Raw genomic sequence first — 14575 nt, forward strand, 5'->3', positions numbered from 1 at the left:
CGGGCTCGGGATCCGGGTTCAGGATTCCTTCAGCGCGGCTGCGTCAGGATCGAGCGGTATGAGCGCTGCACGGACACGGAGCAAGACCGGCCACCGCAGGCCCTCACGGCGCCGGAGGCTCGGGCGCACGCTGCTGATCACCGGCTGCGCGCTGACGGTGATGGCGGGCGGCGGCGCCTGGTACGTCTACCACGACCTCGCCTCCGGCATCGCCAGCTCCAAGGCCCTGGACGGCGCCGAGAAGTCGGCGCACGGCGACGTGAACATCCTTCTCATGGGCCTGGACAGCCGGCGCGACCAGAACGGCGACCCGCTGCCCGAGGAGATCCTCGACAAGCTGCACGCGGGGAGCTCGGACATCGGCGGCTACAACGCGAACACCATGATCCTGCTGCACGTGCCGGGCGACGGCGGCGAGGCGAAGGCGTTCTCGATACCGCGCGACGACTTCGTACAGCTGGCCGGACAGGGGCCGGGCCACAAGGACAAGATCAAGAAGGCTTACGGGCTGGCGAAGGCCGCCAAGGAGGAGCAGCTCTCCAAGGAGGGCGTGCAGGACCGCCGCCGGCTGGAGCGGGAGGGGCGCGAGGCGGGGCGCAGGGCGCAGATCGAGACGGTGCGGGGCTTCCTGGGCGTCCCGGTCGACCACTTCGCCGAGCTGAACCTGGCCGGCTTCTACCACCTCGCGGACACGCTGGGCGGCGTACCGGTGTGCCTGAAGAAGCCGGTGAAGGACCCGTACTCGGGCGCCGACTTCCCGGCGGGCCGGCAGACCCTGAACGGTCAGCAGTCCCTGGCCTTCGTACGGCAGCGGCACGGACTGGAGATGGGCGACCTGGACCGGACGAAGCGGCAGCAGGCCTTCCTCGCGGGTGCGACGCAGAAGCTGAACTCGGCCGGGACCTTCACGGACCCGGTGAAGCTGCTCAAGCTGATCGACACGGCGAAGGAGGACGTCGTGACGGACGCGGGGTGGGACCTGATGTCCTTCGTGAAGCAGGCGAAGAACCTGTCCGGGGGCAAAGTGCGGTTCACGACACTCCCCGTAGAGGGCTTCGGAAGGAACCATGGGGAGGACATCAACGTCGTAGATGATATGAAGATAAAGCGCCTCATTGCCGAGCAGATCGGTCCCCGGTCGACCACTGCGACGACCCCGGGTGCGCCGGACGCCGCGCCGTCCTCTTCTCCCTCTCCTTACCCCTCCTCGTCACCGTCATCCGCCCCGCCCCCGCCGCAGCCGGAGCCCGCGCCCGAGAAGGGCGCCATCGACGGCGGCGGTATCCCGTGCGTGGACTGAGGCCCCTGACGATGGCGGGCGCCCGCCGCCGCACCGAAGCGCTGCTGCTGCTCCTGGTCATCGGCATCGCCGTCTTCGGCCACATCGGCGCCGGGCTGGCCATGAACGGCGAGCTGCCGCAGCACCTCACCAGCTTCGTCATCAGCCTGACGCTGCTGTCCCTGGTGGGGCACCTGGGCATCCGCCGGTTCGCCGCGTACGCGGACCCGCTGATCTTCCCGCTCGCGATGCTGCTGACCGGACTGGGGCTGGTGCTCATCCACCGGCTCGACCAGGGCTACATCGAGCGGTACAACTCCGAGGCCAACGCACCCGACCAGCTGATGTGGACGGTGGTCGGGGTCGCCGCCTGCATCCTGGTGGTGGCGCTGCTGCGCGACCACCGGCTGCTCCAGCGCTTCATCTACATCACGATGGCCGTCGCGCTGGTGCTGCTGATCGCGCCGGCGTTCTTCGGCGCGGACACGTACGGCGCCAAGCGCTGGATCATCCTCTTCGGCTTCTCGCTCCAGCCGGGCGAGTTCGTGAAGATCATGATCGCGATCTTCTTCGCGGGCTACCTGGTCGTCCACCGCGATTCCCTGGCCCTCACGGGCCGGAAGTTCCTCGGCATGCGGCTGCCGCCGATGCGGCAGCTCGGGCCGATCATCACGGTGTGGATCATCTCGCTGCTCGTCCTCGTCTTCGAGCGCGACCTCGGCACCTCGCTGATCTTCTTCGGCGTCTTCGTGGTGATGCTGTACGTGGCCACCGAGCGCACCAGCTGGATCGTGTGCGGCCTGCTCATGGCGGCCGTCGGCGCCTTCGTCGTGGGCTCGACGGAGCCCCACGTCAAGGCGCGCGTCGCCGCCTGGCTGAACCCCCTGGCCGTCTACTCCCCGAACCCCCCGGCGGGCCTGAACTCGGAGCAGTCCGCACAGGCCCTGTTCAGCTTCGGCACCGGCGGGGTCTCGGGCACCGGCCTGGGGATGGGTCACCCGGAACTGATCAAGTTCGCGGGGCGCAGCGACTTCATCCTGACGACGGTGGGCGAGGAACTCGGCCTGGCCGGCGTCATGGCCGTACTGATCATCTACGCCCTGCTCGTGCAGCGGGGCCTGCGCATGGCGCTGGCCGCGCGGGACCCGTTCGGCAAGCTGCTGGCGGTGGGCCTCGCGGCGGCGCTGGCGCTCCAGGTCTTCGTGGTCGCCGGCGGCGTGACGGGCCTGATCCCCCTGACCGGCAAGGCGCTCCCCTTCCTGGCGAAGGGCGGCTCGTCACTGCTGGCCAACTGGATCATGATCGCCCTGCTGCTGCGGATCAGCGACAGCGCGGAACGCCAACGCGAAGCCGACGCGATGGGCCCGGCGGAAACCACCATCACCCCGGTGGTGACGGCGGGGGCGGGGCTGGGCGCGGGGGTGCGCTGAGGGGGCGGGGTGCGGGCCCGCCGTCTCGCCCTCGACGGGCGCGTCAGACCGCTACGCCGTCTTCGTCCGGCGGCTCGGCCGTCAGGATGGCGAGGAGGCCGGGGAAGCGGGACTCGATGTCGGCTCGACGGAGACCTGCCATCCGGCTGTTGCCCCGGTCGACCTGGTGGATCAGGCCGGCCTCCCGCAGGGTGCGGAAGTGGTGGGTGACCGTTGCCTTCGAGACCGGCAGCGAGAAGGAGGCGCAGGTGCGCGCCGCGCCTTCCGGGGCAATGGCCAGCTCGCGCACCACGCGGCGGCGCAGGGGGTCGGCGAGCGCGGACAGCACCCTGCCGAGCTCGATCTCCTCGACGGTCGGGTGACCCTCGTCGTCGGGCATGGTGGCGAGCTCCCTCCTCAGGTATGGATTGGATCTTACCTCTGGCGGCTGCTAGCGTCCGATAGGTACGAAGCCAGTCGTACCTATCTGTGGGGGAGAACCTTGATGGACCAGCTCGTCACGCTCGTCGGCGTCGCCCGCCCCAAGCCCGAACGCGCCCAGGAGCTCAGGGAGCTCCTGCTCTCCTTCGTCGAACCCACCCGGCAGGAACCGGGCTGCCTGGAGTACCACTTCCACGAGGACCACGAGGAGCCCGGCGTCTTCGTGTTCTACGAGGCGTGGCGCAGCCAGGCCGACCTGGACGCCCACCTGGCGCTCCCTCACCTGCGGGACTTCTGGGAGCACCGGATGGACTACCTGGCCACCGATCTGGAGATCCGCTTCCTGGACATGCGCAGCCCCTACGGCCACTAGCCGCCCCGCCGCAAAGCCCCCGGAAGCGGTCCGTACCCCTGCCACCTGGGGAAACGTGATTGCGAAAGGTTGCGGCGGCGGGTGATACTCCGTCGCCGTTCCATCGATCATCGGGGGCTCCAGCCTTGGAAGTCGCACGCTTCATCGTCATCGCGCTCGTCGTCGCCGTGTCGGTCGGCTTCTACCGCCGGACCACCGGCGACGCCCCGGGCCGGGGTGCGTCCCGGGCGGCCGGGAAGCTGGGGCTGCTGCCGGAGGACCGGCAGGACACCAGGCGGGCCGCGCCGGATCCCAAGCTCGACGCGGCCTCCGCCGCGGCCGCGCGGGGGCGGTGGGAGCCGGCCGCACGGCTGCTGGCCGGGACCAGGGAGCGCCGCGACTGGGCGCGGCGCAGCGCCTACGCCGGCGCCCTCGGCTCCCACCGGGCCATCGCCCCCAACGGCTGGCTGCACGCCTGGGAGGCGGCCGTCGGCGCGGACGACCCGGACCTCGCGCTGGTACGGGCGAAGGCGACGGTCAGCCTGGCCTGGCACCAGCGCGGCGGCGCCTGGGCGAAGCACACCAGCGACGAGCAGTTCGCCGGGTTCCACTCCACCCTGGTGCGGGTGCCGCGGGAGAACGAGCGCGCGGCCGAGCTGAACCCGGACGACCCGAGCCCCTACGTCAACGAGATATGGGCGGCGCTGGGCCTCGGCTACCCCGAGACGGCGATGGACCGGATCTGGGAGCAGATCACCGACCGCGACCCCCACCACTACGTCGCGCACTACGCCGCGCTCCAGTACTGGTGCGCGAAGTGGCGCGGCTCCGAGGAACGCGCGGTCGCCTTCGCCCGCGAGGCCGCGGCCGGTGCGCCGGCCGGGAGCCTGCTCACCGCCCTGCCCCTGATCGCCTGGTACGAGCACCGCCACGGGAAGGACACTGCCGCCGCCTACCGCTCGCCGCACGTGGTCTCCATGGTGGACGCCGCCCTGGCCGATGTCGGCGCGGCCGCACCGGACAACCCGAACACCGCCGACGTCCGCCATCTGCTGGCCTACTTCCTGACCCGCCAGAAGCGGTACGACCTGGCGCTGGCGCAGTTCCGCCTCGTCGACGGCTACGTGGACGCGCTCCCGTGGAGGTACCGGACCGACTCGGCGGCGATGTACTGCAAGTGGCGCGACCTCGCGGCGCGCAAGGCCCGTACGCGCTGACGCGGTCACCCCCCGGTGCCCGTCCGGGCCCCGTACTTGCCCCCTCGGGACGCGAGCTCCTTGATCACCACGGCGGTGCGCCCGGTGAGGCAGGAGCGGCGGAGGGTGTCGTCGGAGCGGGTGAACTGGGCCACCGCGCCCTTGCGGCCGAGCGTGACGGCCCGGGCCACGTACCGCGGCGCGTACGGTTCGGGCTCGCGGCCACCGATCAGGCGGACCAGGGTGTCGGCGGCGTGGGCGGCCTGCGGGCCGGCGAGGGCGCAGGCGAAGCGGGCGCCCGGCACCGCCGCGCAGTCGCCCACGACGAAGATCCGGCCGTCGTCGACGCTGCGCAGGCACTCGTCCACGAGCGCCCGCCCCCGCGCGTCGACGGTGAGCCCGCTGCGCGCGGCCAGGTCGGGTACGTCGGCCACGATCGCCCACAGGGTCAGGTCGGAGGCGGCCGCCGCCCCGGAGCGCAGGCGCACGACGCCGTCGGTGACCTCCGTGACCGCGTCGTCCACCACCTCGACCCCCAGGCGCTCCAGTCCGGCGCGGGCCTTGGTCCGCGCGCGGTCGGAGAAGCCGTCGGCGACCGACGGGCCGATGATCCGTACCCGCAGGTCGGGCCGGGCCTCGGCGACCTCGGCCGCCGTCTCGATGCCCGTCGCACCGCCCCCGACCACCGTCACCGCGCTGCCCGCGGGCAGCGTGCCGAGCTCCGCGCGGGCCTGCTCCGCACCCTCCCAGGTGCCGACCGGGACCGTTCCGGCCATGGGCCGGACCGTGCTGCCGACGGCCAGGAAGGCGTGGTCGAAGTCGAGGGTCTCCCCGCCCGCGAGGCCGACGTGGCCGTCGCCCACCTTCTCCACGGTGGCGACCCGGACGGTGATCCCGGGGCGGAGCATCGACGCGAGGGGCGCAACCACGGAGGCCGTCCCGGCGATCTGCTGGTGGAGCCGTACGCGTTCCACGAAATCGGGGCGCGGGTTGACCACCGTGATCTCCGCGTCCCTCACCTTCTTGGCGATCCGGTTCGCCGCGAGCATCCCCGCGTAGCCGGCGCCCACCACCACGACCTTCATGTCGTCCTCCTCGTCAACGCGACTGGTCGGACATGAGATGCCGGCCGCCCGGCGCCTGTGACAGGCGGACCGCTGTGACGCGCGTCACGGGGCGGGCCTGCGCGGGGGCTGTCACAAAGCGGCGCGGTCCGGCGTCGTATGCGCGACATGGCCACGCACGAAGGAATCAGGAGACCGCACATGAGTGAGGACGGCCGTCCCGACCCCGCCACCGAGGCGTTCGTCAGGCACCGCAAGCTGCTGTTCACCGTCGCCTACGAGATGCTCGGCTCGGCCTCGGACGCGGAGGACGTCCTCCAGGAGACCTGGTTGCGCTGGTCGGGGGTCGACCTGGACACGGTGCGGGAGCCGCGCGCGTACCTGGTCCGGATCGCGACCCGGCAGGCCCTCGGCCGACTGCGCACGCTGAGCCGGCGCAAGGAGAACTACGTCGGCCCCTGGCTGCCGGAACCGCTGCTCACCGCACCGGACGTGGCCGAGGACGTCGAGCTGGCCGACAGCGTCTCGATGGCGATGATGCTGGTGCTGGAGACGCTGGCGCCGACCGAGCGGGCGGTGTTCGTCCTGCGCGAGGTGTTCGACCTGGGGTACGAGGAGATCGCGGAGGCCGTGGAGAAGAGCCCGGCGGCGGTCCGCCAGATCGCGCACCGGGCACGCTCGCACGTCGCCGCGCGCCGGCCGCGCGGGGTCGTCTCCGCGACCGAGACCCGCGCCGCCCTCGACGCCTTCCGGCGGGCGCTGGAGACGGGCGACCTCCAGGGCCTGCTCGACCTCCTCGCACCGGACGTCGTCGCCCTGAGCGACGGCGGCGGCATCAAACAGGCCATGCCCAGGCCCGTCATCGGCGCGGAGAAGGTGGCCCGGCTGCTGGCCGCGGGCGTCGCCGCCTTCGGCCCCCTGATGACCGCGGAGCCGACCCGGGTCAACGGCCACCCGGCACTCCTCATGCGGATCGACGGGGAGGTCGAGATGGTCGTGGCGATGCGGATCGACGAAGGCCTCGTCACCGGCCTCTACACCGTCCGCAACCCGCAGAAGCTGACCCGCATGGAGCACGAAACGGCGCTGGGGCGCTGACGGGGGGGGTGGCGGGGGCGCGGGGCGCGGGCTCGCTATCTCCCCCTCGTGGGGGTGGGGGCCGGGCGGTGGCTGCCCACCCGCCTCCCTGTCTGCGGGGCGGTGGCCGGGTGGGCGGGATCCCCTCGGACGGTCTCAGAGCAGGTTGGGGGCTTCCCGTCAGTCCCATCGTCCTTCCGCGTCGGGCCGGCCTGTCAAGGGCGCTCCCTTCGGTCGCGTCGCTACGCGATCGCCTTCGGCGACCCTTGACAGACCGACCCGCCACGGAAAGCCGAAAGACTGCCGGGAAACCCCCAAAAGAACGGCACGGTCCAGAGGAGAAGGACGGCCGTATCAGCGACGAGGCGAGGAGCCGGGCGTCGGCCGCCGGGCATCCGAGCCCTCAGGAGTCGCCGTTCCGAGCCAGCGGCGTGCCTACCTGCACGAAAGGTCGATCAGAGCAGCCCGGGGAAACCGGGAGACGCAGCCGATCGCTACGCGCTCCTCATCTCTCAGCGTCCGGCGACCGCCTGTGGCTGGTACCCGCACCCAAGGGCGAAATGACCAGCCCAGGAAGCCGCCAGGCGCGGCAGATCGCTACGCGCTCCTCCCGTCTCGGCGGCTGGCGACCGCCTTGGGCTGATACCCGCACGGGAGGCCGAACAGGGCAGCCCGGGGAGCGGACGGGCGCGGCAGATCGCTACGCGCTTCGCAGGTCTCGGCGGCTGACGGCCGTCCTGGGCTGGTGGTCGGCGGGTTGGATGTTGGTGACGGCCGTAGTGAACTCACGGCCCGAGGCGCCCCGGATGTAGGCGAGCTCCATCCAGCGCTCGTGGACGGGAGAGTCCGAGACGTTCTCGTTGATCACGGCCATCAGCTCGCCCTCCGCACCGGACGCGATGTCGCGCACGCGACGGCGCAGGAGGCGGTGAGGGACGTACTCGTACCGCTCACTCATCCGACACCTTCTCGAAGGTGCTGAGGAAGCGCTCCCAGCCGAGCAGCGCACGGTCAAGCAGTTCCGCACTGGGTGTGACTGTTGCGGCGACCCCTTGCGAAGGCCTCGTTTGCCGGGTCAATGAGAGTGATTTCACTCATGTGTGCCATTCCTGTGCAGCGGGATGGGGTTCGCCGTCCGGGTAGGTGGAGGGACGGAGGGGACGGCAGCCGGGCAGGAGGGCGAAATCAGCCGCCGTCCGGGCCTGCTGATGTCCAGTCAATGACGGCCCTCACAGTGGGACCATCGGGGACCCGCTTTCCGCATGTGCGTATGCGGAAAGCGGATACGCACATGCGGCATTGACGATCGAAACTCGTAACGTGGGTGATCTGGTGGTGGGCTGGCAGGCACCAAAGGTTCGAGAAGCATCCCGAGCAGGGGACTACGGCAGGGTCATCGAGCTGTGCCGTAAGGCTGCCGGGCTCACGCAGAAACAGGTGGGCCAGGCCTGCGGGCTTTCGCAGTCGGCGGTGTCACGTCTGGAGAACCACGGGGCAAGGTCCTACGGGACGGATCTGCTTGCGGCCGTGGCCGCGTACCTGGGGATCCCGGCTGGGCTTGTCGGCCTCGCCGAGCAACACGCCTTACGGGACGGATCTGAGCGAGTGGAACGACGTGAGTTCCTTGGGGGTGTGGCCGCAGCAGCGGCTTCACCCCTTCTCGGTGCCCTGTCACAGGGCGACGGTGATGGGGGGCAGGTGGCGGCCTTGCGGATGAACACCACCGGATACCGGCGCCTGGACAGCACCACCCCTTCCCGGGATCTGTCCGATGCGGTGCAGTCCCACATCCGGCTGATCCAGAGCGTGACACGCAGCGCAGGCACGGACCAGATGCGCAGCCGCCTTGCGGCCGTGGGCAGTGAGGCAGCCAGCCTGGCCGGGTGGCTGGCGTGGGACATGGGCGACCATGGATCGGCGCGGTCCTGGTACGGCGCGGCAATCCGCGCCGCGCGGTCGGCCGGTGACCCGCTGCTGGCCGCCTACCAGACCGGCAGTCGCCGACGCGTGGCTGTCCTCGGTCGAAGCCCTCGCCCATGCGGCAAACGGGGACCATCGGGAGACCGATCGAGCGCTCAACCGCAGCCGCGCCGTGGCGGAGTCTCTGCGCGGTGAGGAACCACCTCCGTGGCCGTGGGTGTTCCGGTTCGACGGAGCCAAGGTCGCGGCGTGCCGGGTGACGTGCGGGGCACGGCTCGGCCTCCCGGACTGGGTGTTGGCGGATGACACGGAGGCGCTGGCCACAGGCCATGCGAAGCAGCGCGCCCTCGTGGTGCTGGACGTGGCTGCCGGGCATCTGTCCGCCGGACGCATCGAGGCGGCGTTCGCCTTCGCGTCGAAGGCAGTCGAGACCGGCGTGGCCTACCGCTCCGGCCGGATCGTGGAACGGGCCCGCGCCCTACGCCGTTCTCTGTCCTTGACCTCGCCCCCCAGAGTCGTGCGTGAATTTGATGAACGGCTGCAAGACGTCTATCTGTAGGAGGAGCACGAGATGCGTGTGGGGATCACAGGTCACCGCAGGTTGAGCCCGGAAGTGGAGAAGCGCGTGCGCGGCCTTCTTGCGGCGGCCGTCGGAGACCTGGAGGCGGCGGAGCTGACGGGGGTCTCCTGCATCTCGGACGGCCCCGACGCCTGGTTCGCCCAAGCCGTGCTCGATCACGGTGGCCGGCTGGAGGTCGTCATTCCCGCCGAGGAGTACCGAGAGGGCCTGCCGGACGCGCACTGGCCCGTGTACGACGATCTCGTCCGCCGGGCCTCCGATGTGCACCGCACGGGCATGGCCGCGTCCGACTCTGCGGCTCACATGGCGGGCAGCGAGATCCTAGTGGGCCTGGCCGATATGCTCTTCGCGGTGTGGGACGGAAAGCCGGCGTGGGGCTTCGGCGGGACGGCCGATGTCGTGGCGTACGCCGAGAGGGTCGGGGTACCGGTACGCGTGCTGTGGCCGGAGGGTGCAGAGCGCTGACGCGCCTGCCCTCTCCTACAGGCCCTCGTGTGCATATCAACCCAAGGCCAGCGGCAGACGCCGAGAAAGAGAAGCGCGTAGCGATCTGACGCGCCCGTCGGCTCCCTGGGCTGGTCACTTCGTCCTCTGCTGCGGGTACCAGCCCAAGGCGGTCGTCGGACGCCGAGATAAGAGGAGCGCGTAGCGATCTGACGCGCTTGGGGGCTCCGCAGGGGGCTCAGATCGACGTTTCGTGCAGGTAGTCGCGCCCCAGGCCCCGAATCTCGACTCCTGAGGGCTCGGATGCCCAGCTGGCCAGCGCCCGGCCCCTCGCCTCATCCCTGACGGACCCGTCCCTTGTCCTCTGTCCGGTGACCGTTCTTTTGGGGGCTTCCCGTCAGTCTTTCGGCTTTCCGGGGCGGGACGGCCTGTCAAGGGTGGCCGAAGGCCATCGCGAAGCGACGCGACGAAGGAGCGCCCTTGACAGGCCGGCCCGACACGGAAGGACGATGGGACTGACGGGAAACCCCCAAACCGTCCCTGATCCCGCCCGAGGGTGCACCGCTCCCCCCACCCACCGCCCCACGTCCTGACCCCGCCCGCCGGAACCCCCGCCCCCGCCCCACCCACCCGCACCCAGGGAGGCGGGTGGGCAACCACCGCCCGGCCCCGGGGGGTCGAGGGGGAGATAGCGCGCCCGCACCGCGAGGCGACGTACGACCGCGAGGCGAGACGGCGCGCCCGCACCGCGAGACCCGCACCGCGAGACCCGCGCCGCGAGGCCCGCGCCGCGCGCCCGCGCCGCCGCCGCGGCGGCTACAGGTAGTCCTCCAGGCGGCCGATCCTGTAGCCCTGGTCCTGTATGCGCTGGAGCATCTTGGTCGTCATCTGGGTTTCCGTCTCGCCCTTGAGCTCCGACGGGCCGCGGAAGTGGGCCAGGATGATGTCGCCCGGCTTGAGGGCGGAGCCCTCCGCGTACTGGAAGTCGTTTATCTGCATCGACGCCCGCCACAGGACCACCGTCTGGGCGCCGCACTCGGCAGCGGCCTTGAGGGTGTCGTCGTTGTAGTTGCCGAACGGCGGGCGGAAGAGCGGGGGCCGCTTGCCGAAGCGCTTCTCCAGGTGGTCCTGCTGCCCGCATATCTCCTTCTTCTGCGCCGCGAAGGGCAGGGTGCGGAGGTTCGGGTGGGTCAGGGTGTGGTTGTTCACCGTGCTGCCGGAGCCGTTGTCGCGGAGCTTCTCGAAGTGGCCGTAGTCCGAGGAGGCCACGTTGTCCGTCAGGAACATGCTGATCGGCAGCTTCAGGTCGGCCGCCATCTTCAGGAACTCGGGGTCCTTCTCCGCACCGTCGTCGAAGGTCAGGAAGACGACCTTCTCCGTCGGCGCGACGGGTATTCGGTCCAGCACGGCCGCCTTGCCCGGGGCGGCCTTGGGGAGTTGGGGCTTCTGCGCCGGCTTGGGGGCGTACTGGACGGGGGTCTTCAGACCCCACTTCCGGTACGCCTCGTCGCCCGCCGAACCGGCCTGCGCGGAGCTCGCCGCGGAGGCCGGGGCGGACGGGGCGGACGACGGGGACGCGCTGTCCGGCGCGGTCTTGCGGCCCAGCCGTTCGATGGGATCCACGCTGTTCCCGCATCCCGACAGGGACAGCGCGAGCGCGCCGGCCGTCAGCGTCCCGGCTACCAACCGGCGCGCGTACCTCACAAGTAGTCCTCCAGGCGGGCCACGGCATACCCCTTGTCCGTGACGGTCTTCATGACATGACGGATCATGTCAGGCATCGTGCCCTTCCAGTCCTCCCGGCCCCGGAAGTGCGTGAGGATGATGTCACCGGGATGCAGGTCGCGGTCCCATTCGCGGTAGTCCATCCGGTTCACGAACGCCTCGGCGTTCCACAGCGGGACCGCCTTGATGCCGCAGGACTTGGCGGCCTTCAGGGTGTCCTGGTTGTAGTTGCCGTACGGCGGGCGGAAGAGCGAGGGCCGCTTGCCGAACTGCTTCTGGATGGTGTCCTGCTGGCCGCAGATCTCCTCGCGCTGCTGCTCGTACGAGAGACCGGGCATGTAGCGGTGGTTGAGGGTGTGGTTGTTCAGGGTGACGCCCGCCGCCTGCATCTCCTTGAAGTACGGGTAGTTGTCGCGCACGAGGTAGTCGCTGAGGAACGCCGTGTACGGGATCTTCAGCTCGCTCATCATCCTGATGAACTCGGGGTCCTTCTCGGCCCCGTCGTCCACGGTCAGGAAGACGACCTTGTCCTCGGTCGGGACGGTGGTGAAGACCGGGGGCAGTTCGTCCTGGTCCTCGACCTCGAAGCCCTCGCGCGTGGTGATCTCGGGCTTCGTCTTGGGCGCGGCCGGGGCCAGGAGCGGCGTCTTGGCCAGCCGCCACTTCTTCGCGGCGGCGATCCGGGCCTGCTGGGCGGCCTTGAGCTTCTCGGCGGAGTTGGCGAGCGCACCGGCCGCGCCGCCCGCCTCCGTCCCCTGGCCCGGCTTGGCCTTGGCCGGCTTCTCGGACTCCGTGGCCCCGCACCCCGTACCCAGGGCGGCGACCAGCAGTGCGGCCAGGGCCACCCCGTACCGGCCGCGCGGGCGCCGCGCGGACCGGTGACCAAACTGCGAACTATTTCCCTTTTGTCGTACAAGCTGCATAGCAGCGGATCTTTTCACCACGCGGCTCCGCACCCCGGACGACACCACGGCCGGACGCCCGCCTTCCACCGGCTGGCCCACAATGAACCGGTGACCCCCGAAGACTTCGCCGCGCTCCTCACCCCCGAGGGCCGCGCCCTCCTCGACTCCCTCCGCGACTACGACCCCGCCCAGGAGCTGGCCGTGGCCACCCGGCTGCGCCGCGAGCACCCCGCCGGGCTGGTGTCGGCCGCGCTGGGGCAGGCCCGGCTGAGGCAGCGGGCGGTGGCGAAGTTCGGGGCCGAGGACGCCTTCCGGATGTACTTCACCCCCGGCGGCGGGGAGATGGCCACCCGCGCGTCGGTGGCCGCCTACCGGGCGCGGCGGCTCGAAGCGCTGGGCGTGCGGAGCGTCGCGGACCTGTGCTGCGGGATCGGCGGGGACGCGCTGGCGCTCGCCCGGCGCGGGATCCGGGTGCTGGCGGTGGACCTCGACCCGCTGACGGCGGCCGTCGCGCGGGCCAACGCCGAGGCGCTGGGGCTGGCGGACCTGATCGAGGTCCGGGAGGCGGACGTGACGGCGGTCGACGTGTCCGCGTACGACGCCGTCTTCATCGACCCCGCTCGGCGGGGCGGGCGCGGGCGGATCTTCGACCCCGAGTCGTACTCGCCGCCGCTGTCGTGGGCGGTGGAGGCGGCGCGGGCGGCGGAGCTCGCCGCCATCAAGATCGCGCCCGGGATCCCGCACGAGGCGGTGCCGGCGGAGGCGGAGGCCGAGTGGATCTCCGACCACGGTGACGTGAAGGAGGCCGTGCTGTGGTTCGGCACCGCCCCCGGCACGGTACGGGCCACCCTGCTGCCGGGGCCGGTCGGGCTGGAGACCGCCGACCCGCTGCCGGACCCTGAGGCCGGGCCGGTCGGGCGCTGGCTGTACGAGCCCGACGGGGCGGTGATCCGGGCGCACCTGGTCGCGGAGGTGGCCGAGCGGCTGGACGGGCGGCTCATCGACCCGACCATCGCGTACGTCACGGCCGACGAGCTGCGTCAGACGCCGTACGCGACGGCGTACGAGATCACGGACGTGCTGCCGTTCGGGCTGAAGAAGCTGAAGGCGCTGCTGCGGGAGCGGGGGGTCGGGATCCTGACGGTGAAGAAGCGGGGGTCCGCGATCGAACCGGAGGAGCTCCGCAAGAAGGTGAAGCCGCAGGGGCCGAACTCCGCGACGGTGTTCCTGACGCGGGTGGCGGGGGCGCCTGCGATGCTGATCGGTCACCCCGCCCCTTCCCCTGGCCGGGGGTAGTCGGGGCCCGTACCGCGCCGCCGCGCTAGCGGCCCCGGGCTACGCCCTTCCCCTGGCCGGGGGTGGTCGGGGCCCGTGCCGCGCCGCCGCGCGAGCGGCCCCGGGCTACGCCCGGGCTTTCTGGGGGCTCCGCCCCCAGACCCCCGCGCCTCAAACGCCGGCGGGGCTGGATTCGGCCGGCTGCGCGAAATGGCGCGGCTGCGCCGGGGCTTTCGGGGCTCCGCCCCGGACCCCGCGCCTCAATCGCCGGCGAGGCTGGATTCGGCCTGCCGGGGTGTGGGTCCAGCGGAGGTACGCCGTGGCTTTGGCCAGGCCCAGGAGGGCGGTGATCCACAGGATCATGCCGAATCCCGTGAAGTACGCGACCTCCCCGTACGTGTCCGTGCCCGGCCGCGCCCCGGACGCCGAGGCGAACGCCAGCCAGAGGCCGAAGCCGCCCAGGGCCAGGGAGGCCGTGAACCACACCGCGCTGCGGGCCGGGGCGCGCAGGCGGGCGTCGGCCTCCGGGTCGGTGCCCGCCACGACCCAGGCGCAGAGCAGCTGCCGTACGCGCCGCTCCTGCCGGGCACCCCGCGCGAGGCGGAGGCCGGCCCACAGCAGCACGGCGGCGGCCGCAGCGGAGCAGAGGGCTCCGACGGGCCCGCCGCCCGCGGCGAAGGCCGTCACGGCCAGGCCGACCAGGGTCCAGCCCAGCGCGAAGGCCGCCGCGACGCCCCAGAGGGACAGCAGCCGCCCGAGGCCCAGGCTGCGCCGGCTCAGGTCCGTGAGGAAACGCGCGCGGTCGGCCCGTACGACGCCCTCGTCCAGCCACTCGCGCAGGTGCGCGGGCGGCGGCGGGGGCGGTAGCTCACGGGCGGGCAGTCTCGGCATGGGCATGACCCTAACCG

General features: G+C 71.6%; 15 protein-coding genes. 9 read left to right on the forward strand and 6 right to left on the reverse strand.

What is annotated here, in order from left to right; genetic code table 11:
* The first annotated feature begins 58 nt into the window (after nt 1-58).
* Together OG553_RS12990 and OG553_RS12995 are read left to right on the forward strand one after the other, a co-directional pair.
* On the forward strand, nt 59-1300 hold the full coding sequence (locus OG553_RS12990; RefSeq protein WP_405979150.1) for an LCP family protein: 1242 nt from the start codon (nt 59-61) through the stop codon (nt 1298-1300).
* Nucleotides 1288-2709: an FtsW/RodA/SpoVE family cell cycle protein gene (locus OG553_RS12995; RefSeq protein ID WP_405979151.1), complete on the forward strand. Its 1422-nt coding sequence runs from the start codon at nt 1288-1290 to the stop codon at nt 2707-2709. The genes OG553_RS12990 and OG553_RS12995 overlap by 13 nt, the downstream gene beginning before the upstream one ends.
* Nucleotides 2710-2752: 43 nt before the next feature.
* Here OG553_RS12995 and OG553_RS13000 read toward each other — a convergent pair whose 3' ends face one another.
* On the reverse strand, nt 2753-3088 hold the full coding sequence (locus tag OG553_RS13000) for an ArsR/SmtB family transcription factor (protein ID WP_405979152.1): 336 nt from the start codon (nt 3086-3088) through the stop codon (nt 2753-2755).
* 105 nt (nt 3089-3193) lie between these two features.
* On the opposite strand from OG553_RS13000, the gene OG553_RS13005 reads away from it, so the two are divergent.
* Nucleotides 3194-3502, forward strand: coding sequence for a putative quinol monooxygenase (locus tag OG553_RS13005; protein WP_405979153.1), 309 nt, complete (start codon nt 3194-3196; stop codon nt 3500-3502).
* 125 nt (nt 3503-3627) lie between these two features.
* Complete coding sequence (locus OG553_RS13010) at nt 3628-4698, forward strand: hypothetical protein (protein WP_405979154.1); 1071 nt, start codon at nt 3628-3630, stop codon at nt 4696-4698.
* 5 nt (nt 4699-4703) lie between these two features.
* Here the strand turns inward: OG553_RS13010 and OG553_RS13015 are convergent, their stop codons facing one another.
* On the reverse strand, nt 4704-5762 hold the full coding sequence (locus tag OG553_RS13015; RefSeq protein ID WP_405979155.1) for an NAD(P)/FAD-dependent oxidoreductase: 1059 nt from the start codon (nt 5760-5762) through the stop codon (nt 4704-4706).
* Nucleotides 5763-5942: 180 nt separating this feature from the next.
* On the opposite strand from OG553_RS13015, the gene OG553_RS13020 reads away from it, so the two are divergent.
* Complete coding sequence (locus OG553_RS13020) at nt 5943-6839, forward strand: RNA polymerase sigma-70 factor (protein WP_405979156.1); 897 nt, start codon at nt 5943-5945, stop codon at nt 6837-6839.
* 679 nt (nt 6840-7518) lie between these two features.
* Here the strand turns inward: OG553_RS13020 and OG553_RS13025 are convergent.
* Nucleotides 7519-7776: a hypothetical protein gene (locus tag OG553_RS13025; RefSeq protein WP_405979157.1), complete on the reverse strand. Its 258-nt coding sequence runs from the start codon at nt 7774-7776 to the stop codon at nt 7519-7521.
* Nucleotides 7777-8255: 479 nt separating this feature from the next.
* Here OG553_RS13025 and OG553_RS13030 point away from each other — a divergent pair, with 479 nt between their 5' ends.
* From OG553_RS13030 to OG553_RS13040, 3 genes are read left to right on the forward strand one after another with little or no spacing between them, the layout of a single operon-like run.
* Nucleotides 8256-8933: a hypothetical protein gene (locus OG553_RS13030; RefSeq protein ID WP_405983029.1), complete on the forward strand. Its 678-nt coding sequence runs from the start codon at nt 8256-8258 to the stop codon at nt 8931-8933.
* A gap of 22 nt (nt 8934-8955) precedes the next feature.
* Nucleotides 8956-9297 carry a hypothetical protein gene (locus OG553_RS13035; protein WP_405979158.1) on the forward strand — a complete coding sequence of 114 codons (342 nt, stop codon included), beginning with the start codon at nt 8956-8958 and terminating at the stop codon, nt 9295-9297.
* A gap of 12 nt (nt 9298-9309) precedes the next feature.
* Nucleotides 9310-9783, forward strand: a complete 474-nt coding sequence (locus tag OG553_RS13040; protein WP_405979159.1) for a hypothetical protein — start codon at nt 9310-9312, stop codon at nt 9781-9783.
* Between the two features lie 795 nt (nt 9784-10578).
* Here OG553_RS13040 and OG553_RS13045 read toward each other — a convergent pair.
* Entirely contained in the window at nt 10579-11448 is an 870-nt protein-coding gene (locus OG553_RS13045) for a polysaccharide deacetylase family protein (protein ID WP_405983030.1), read from the reverse strand.
* Between the two features lie 14 nt (nt 11449-11462).
* Nucleotides 11463-12410, reverse strand: a complete 948-nt coding sequence (locus OG553_RS13050) for a polysaccharide deacetylase family protein (protein WP_405979160.1) — start codon at nt 12408-12410, stop codon at nt 11463-11465.
* Between the two features lie 90 nt (nt 12411-12500).
* Here OG553_RS13050 and OG553_RS13055 point away from each other — a divergent pair, with 90 nt between their 5' ends.
* Nucleotides 12501-13688: a THUMP-like domain-containing protein gene (locus tag OG553_RS13055; RefSeq protein ID WP_405979161.1), complete on the forward strand. Its 1188-nt coding sequence runs from the start codon at nt 12501-12503 to the stop codon at nt 13686-13688.
* A 150-nt stretch (nt 13689-13838) separates the two neighbouring features.
* Here OG553_RS13055 and OG553_RS13060 read toward each other — a convergent pair whose 3' ends face one another.
* A complete protein-coding gene (locus tag OG553_RS13060; RefSeq protein ID WP_405979162.1) occupies nt 13839-14558 on the reverse strand; it encodes a hypothetical protein in 720 nt (239 codons plus the stop codon).
* Nucleotides 14559-14575: the final 17 nt, after the last annotated feature.

This window comes from Streptomyces sp. NBC_00158 (assembly GCF_045160885.1).
Lineage (GTDB): Bacteria > Actinomycetota > Actinomycetes > Streptomycetales > Streptomycetaceae > Streptomyces.